This is a genomic window from Vicinamibacteria bacterium, from assembly GCA_035570235.1.
In the GTDB taxonomy this organism is placed as follows: Bacteria; Acidobacteriota; Vicinamibacteria; order Fen-336; family Fen-336; genus DATMML01.
The window spans coordinates 1-5,108 of record DATMML010000002.1 but is presented as its reverse complement, the minus strand read 5'-3'; the positions used below and the strand labels follow the sequence as shown (position 1 = coordinate 5,108).

The 5,108-nt window shown below is 63.1% G+C and carries 6 protein-coding genes; 2 read left to right on the top strand and 4 right to left on the bottom strand.

Going from position 1 to position 5,108, the window contains the following annotated elements; all coding sequences use genetic code 11:
• Window positions 1-264: 264 nt before the first annotated feature.
• The 4 genes from VN461_00295 to VN461_00280 form a co-directional block, all read right to left on the bottom strand.
• A complete protein-coding gene (locus VN461_00295; protein HXB53194.1) occupies window positions 265-561 on the bottom strand; it encodes a hypothetical protein in 297 nt (98 codons plus the stop codon).
• 128 nt (window positions 562-689) lie between these two features.
• The gene (locus VN461_00290) at window positions 690-1,160 is read right to left on the bottom strand and encodes a hypothetical protein (GenBank protein ID HXB53193.1); all 471 of its coding nucleotides are present in this window, start codon (window positions 1,158-1,160) and stop codon (window positions 690-692) included.
• On the bottom strand, window positions 1,100-1,297 hold the full coding sequence (locus VN461_00285) for an NAD-dependent epimerase/dehydratase family protein (GenBank protein ID HXB53192.1): 198 nt from the start codon (window positions 1,295-1,297) through the stop codon (window positions 1,100-1,102). Before VN461_00285 ends, VN461_00290 begins: the two co-directional genes overlap by 61 nt.
• Window positions 1,298-1,618: 321 nt before the next feature.
• Window positions 1,619-2,227, bottom strand: coding sequence for a hypothetical protein (locus tag VN461_00280; GenBank protein ID HXB53191.1), 609 nt, complete (start codon window positions 2,225-2,227; stop codon window positions 1,619-1,621).
• A 794-nt stretch (window positions 2,228-3,021) separates the two neighbouring features.
• Between VN461_00280 and VN461_00275 the strand changes: the two genes are divergently transcribed.
• Both VN461_00275 and VN461_00270 read left to right on the top strand, forming a co-directional pair.
• The gene (locus tag VN461_00275; GenBank protein ID HXB53190.1) at window positions 3,022-3,633 is read left to right on the top strand and encodes a TetR/AcrR family transcriptional regulator; all 612 of its coding nucleotides are present in this window, start codon (window positions 3,022-3,024) and stop codon (window positions 3,631-3,633) included.
• Window positions 3,634-3,852: 219 nt separating this feature from the next.
• Window positions 3,853-4,602, top strand: a complete 750-nt coding sequence (locus tag VN461_00270) for a glucose 1-dehydrogenase (GenBank protein HXB53189.1) — start codon at window positions 3,853-3,855, stop codon at window positions 4,600-4,602.
• The last annotated feature ends 506 nt before the right edge of the window (window positions 4,603-5,108 follow it).

The window sequence follows — 5,108 nt, the reverse complement described above, 5'->3', positions numbered from 1 at the left end:
GCGCCCGCTCCCGTTCAACAAAGGACGCACGATGGAGCGGCACGACGCCGCAGGCGCCAGAAGGGCGATGCCTTTCCGGCGACTGATCATCCGACTGCAGACCACGTTGGCCGATGCCGCATTTTCTATCGGTCCGCACTCTTGCAGGAAGACGAGATGCGGATCGAGTTCGGCCAACTCCGACAGACGCTGGCCGACTGAGCCGCTCCGACAGTTCCACGTTACGATTCGCACTCTCGACATCGGTGCCTTTAAGAGATGCGATCAACGTGATCTCTGCGCGCTCTCTATCGACCGCAGAGCCGCGTCTTCAGCCGCGTAGTCGAACATGGCCTCGTCCACTTTGGGTGCGTGTACGCCCTCCCACGCAATCGTCCGGCGAATCGCTTCGTCCTTTGCAACCGGCTCGCGGTAGGCAAGGTCTTCACAAATGAGGGTCGTGTCGATCGTCCAGTGCTGATCGGTGTTGCCTGGCATCGCAAGTGTCGCGGCATTCGTGCTGCGGGCAACGGCATGATCCGGCCGTCCCAGCGGGCTGCGGATGCGATCCGTGTCGCCCACTCGAGCTCGGTCAGACTCTCGGCTTCGCCGGCGTTGTAGACGGGGCCTGCCGCGCGGCTGTCTATTGCGGCCAACGCGATGGCCGCCGCGACGTTCTCGACGTAACCGCGCGGACCCCTCCACGCCGCTCACTTCTCTTCCAGTAACATCGCGGGCCGCCGATCGTCGACGCGTGTCACGACAGAGTGAAATCGATGGAGCGGGTCGCGCGGACCGTGAACCATCGGCAGGCGAAGGACAATTCTCGAGAGTTCCGGGTTACCAAGAATCTCGCGTTCGACTGGACTCTTGTCGTATTCCTCATCCAGCCAGCCAAACACACCGTGAAGCCTCTTGATCCGATCCGGAGGATACGTCTGCAGGTTCGTGCGCTGCGGCGACGTTTCAGTGAGAGGAACGGGCTCGAGAGGGCCCAGCTCCGATCCATGCAGGATGCCACGGGCCCGATAGACGTCACATGAGCTGATGACGACGACACGGCTCGTCAGCCCGCGAAACTGGTGCATCAGCTGGCGCGCTTGCGTGCCTGAGCTGAGAATCAGGTCGATGACCACGTCTGGTTCGGCGGTCCACAGCGAAGCGGTGTGGGCGCGGAGCACCCGTCGATCTCCCAGATCTGATTCTTGGCAACTGTGTTGCCGCGGTGAAAGACGACGACGTCGTAGCCGTGCTGCTCTAGCGCTCGAGCGACGTGTGACCCGATGAAGCCACTGCCTCCGATTAATAGAGCGCGCATAGATCGCCCCAACGACGTGGTGAAAGCGACGGAGGGTTATCAGCCAGTGAATTCGCGAACGAGCCAAGGGCTAGACGTTCTATCGACGGCGTCGAGGGATGCGGTCACGATGAAGAATGCACGGCCATTTCCGGGATGTGTGCTCAGTACTCCTCACGCGATCATTTCATGCCAGTTCTAGGGAGGGTCGCGGTGTTTCGCGGCGGCGAGAGCGGTGGAGCGTTTGTCAACCGCGGATCCCTCCACCAGCAACTACAACCGCCGCCCACGCTCGCCGCTTGTGGATTCGCGCCCAGGACTCGCGAGGAGAAGTCTGCGCGCTCAGCGCGCGGGCTCGGGCGTGACGTTAACCAACATGTTCGGCCGCAGGTTGAGAGTCTCCACCGTCATCTTCGAGATCAGGCCGTTCGCCTTCTCAGGGAGTGCCAGATGAGCGCGCTCATCGAGAATGGCCGCCAGGCTTGCGCGCGGACGAAGGCAAACGTAGCGTGGAGTATCGCCGCCCACGACCATTCGATACCAGAGCGTCTCTCCTTCCGGTTGTGATTGCTCTCCGAGCGCCGCTTCGAAAGCCTTGCCCGCCCCTTGGGTCAGCTCCACCGTTGTGTACTCGGCCCGAGGAGCCGCACTCGGCACACCACTGCCCCGCGAGAGCGCAGGCAGGAACTCGTAGACCCCGTTCCCAAGGAATTGGGCGTGTGGCAGGACGTTGATGAGATTGTCCCGCTCGTCTTCGGCCGGAGCTACCGGGTTGCTCAGTTCAGCTGCTGTATGGCCGAACGTCGCGTAGATGATCGAGCGCTGCCGTTCAGTTGATGCCCAGACCGAGTAACTGTACCAGCCAAATGTGTCCTTCGCCTGCCGGTGCCACTCAAGATGGCGGATGTACCCGGCTTCCCACTCGACTGAATGGCCGTCGAGCGCGCGCATAATCGCTATGCGCGCGTATGGCCCCCGTTCAGTTTGACCGCTGACGTGACCGTCTTGAAACTCGACGGGCCGACCGCCGGCTTGAGCGCCGAGGATCGTGGGAAGCAGTGTGGCAACTATCCCAAGCCAAGCATGTTTCATGATCTTCCCCGACGAAGGGATGGGTCCAGCCACCGGCGACGCAGAGAGAACACGAAATGGTCCGGAGCGCAGCATCCAGCTTCGCGCATCATCTGTCTGAGTGTAGCTATACTGGTCTAAGGGACAAGAGCCGCATTGATGATTGCGCCTGGACCAGTGGGCACTGGTTGAGTGCAGCAGCTGTAGAATAGCGGGCAGAGAAATGCCACACGTGGGAACTCGTAATCGACGTCGATCGCGCGGCGGTTCTTCCGCCGTTCCTGCAGATCGCGCGTTCACTGACGGCTGACATCCAGCGAGGACGGCTGCGCCCGGGGGACCGGTTGCCCGGCAGCCGGCGGCTCGCGGCCAGCCTAGACGTACATCGCAATACCGTCCTTGCCGCGTTGACCGAGCTCATGGCAGCAGGGTCGCTCGAAACGACACCGGGGCGCGGGACGTTCGTCGCGCGCGGCATTCGTCCATCCCCGCGGCGCGTTCTCACCTCGGGGCCTGCGCCTGCACATGCCAACGCACGTGGTTCGCACTCCGGACTGGTCGCCCGCGTGTGTGGCCGACGGGGCGGATCCGCCGTTGGCCCGGCCTATCGTGCACCCCTCCGTAAGGTCATTCAGGGTGGACGGCTCCGCCCGAACGATTTAATATCGAGCAGTATGAAACATCGGAGACCCCCCGGCCGACCTCGGTCATTCGACACGGACTCGGCACTGGACCAGGCCATGGAGGTGTTCTGGCGCAAGGGCTACGAGGCGGCCTCGCTATCGGACCTGACGGCGGCCATGGGCATCAACCGGCCTAGCCTCTACTCCGCCTTCGGCGACAAGGGGGCGCTGTTCCACAAGGCGCTCGCGCGTTACGCGGAGGGGCCCTCGTCCTATCTGCGCCTGGCGCTTCAGGAACCGACCGCGCGCGCGGTCGCCGAACGCATGATGCGCGGTGCCGTGGACGTAGGCACGAACGAGGACACTCCGCCCGGCTGCATGTGGGTCCGCGGCACCCTGTCGTGCGGCGACCCCGGAGGTCGGTTGGGAAAGCAGATGGCCGCCCAGCGGATCGAGGGTGAGGCGAGACTGCGCAAGCGGTTTGAACAGGCAGTCGCGGAAGGGGACCTTCAGGTGGGCACCGACATCGCCGCCCTGGCCCGCTACGTCACCGCGGTCAATTTCGGATTGTCCGTCCTGGCGGCGACGGGAGCCACGCGCAGGCCGTTGCTGAGGGTGATCGCGCTAGCACTGCAGGTTTGGCCGACTAAGCCGTCGCGCTGACGCCGAGGCACGGCGGCCCGCTCGCTGCGTCCTTCAGATTAGTACTAACGGTAGTAATCTGCTTGACAGCTCCTTGTCGATCATGGTAGTTGTCTACCGAACGGTACAGAAGGTAGATGCGTCGGCGTGGGTCAGGGAAAGATGTGACGAGCGCCCTCGCCCGATCTGGATCGACGGACGGGCTAGCCGTTTTGTCGCGCTGAGATCAAGGAGTCCGAAATGGGGAAGCTCGACGGAAAGATCGCGGTCGTCACCGGTGGCAACAGTGGACTGGGATTGGCCACGGCGGAGCGCTTCGTTACCGAGGGTGCCCATGTCTTCATCACTGGTCGCCGTCAGGCGGAACTCAACGCCGCGGTTAAGAGGATCGGAAAGAACACAACTGCCGTTCAGGGAGACGTTGCCAGCCTTGCCGACCTCGACCGTCTGTACGCTACCGTGAAGTTACAGAAGGGGCGAATCGACGTCCTCTTCGCCAACGCCGGTATGGGCACACTCCAGCCCCTGGGGGCCATCACCGAGGAGGACTTCGACACCATGTTCGACGTGAACGTCAAGGGACTGGTATTCACAGTGCAGAAGGCGCTGCCCCTGTTCCAGGACGGGGGCTCGATCATCCTGAACGCTTCGAGCGCGGCGTCGACGGGTACAGCAGGCTTCGGCGTATACGGCGCAACAAAAGCCGCGGTGCGGTCATTCGCTCGCAATTGGAGCGTGGACCTCAAGGCCCGCAAGATTCGGGTCAACGCCATCAGTCCGGGAGTAATCCCCACGCCGGGCTACGCCAACATCGGACTGGTCGGGGAGGCACTAGAGCAGTTCAAGGCTGCCATCGTGATCAACATCCCGATGGGACGAATCGGCGAGGCCGATGAGGTGGCCAAGGCCGTCGCCTTCCTCGCATCGGACGAAAGCAGCTACATCACCGGCATCGACCTGGCGGTCGATGGCGGAATGACCCAGGTCTGACGGCCGCCGGAGGTGATGAAGGAGGTCGCGGTGGCGGGCTAGGTCACTTTCCTTGGCACGCTCCGCGCAGCCTCTCGAACCGCGGACACCAGATCACTCACGGCGGGGTGTGCCGACTCCCTCCACCAGATGACGTCAAAGCCGGTTGCCAGATCGAAGCCGTGAAGGCGAAGGCTGACGACGCCAGGTATGGCCTGAGTCCTTGTTGTTCCTCGTGGGGCTGAAGGGTTGGATAGATGGGGCGGTCCGACCCGGCTGACCCGTGGGAAGCAAGAAAGGCCGGCGGCCAGAGCTGCGCGAGCTCCGACCGCCGGCGCGGCGCTTACGCCAACGGCCCGGTGGAGGCCGTGAAAGCGGGGGACCAAGTTGTTGGCCGGGTCTACTTCCGTGTGAGCGTCCTTGACGAAGACGCCGTTATCCCTGAGCTTGTGCCCCTGGTGTTCATCGGTCGTAATCTGGACGCGGATGAGCCGGGGCTGTACTTCCAAGACGTCGATTCGTATTTG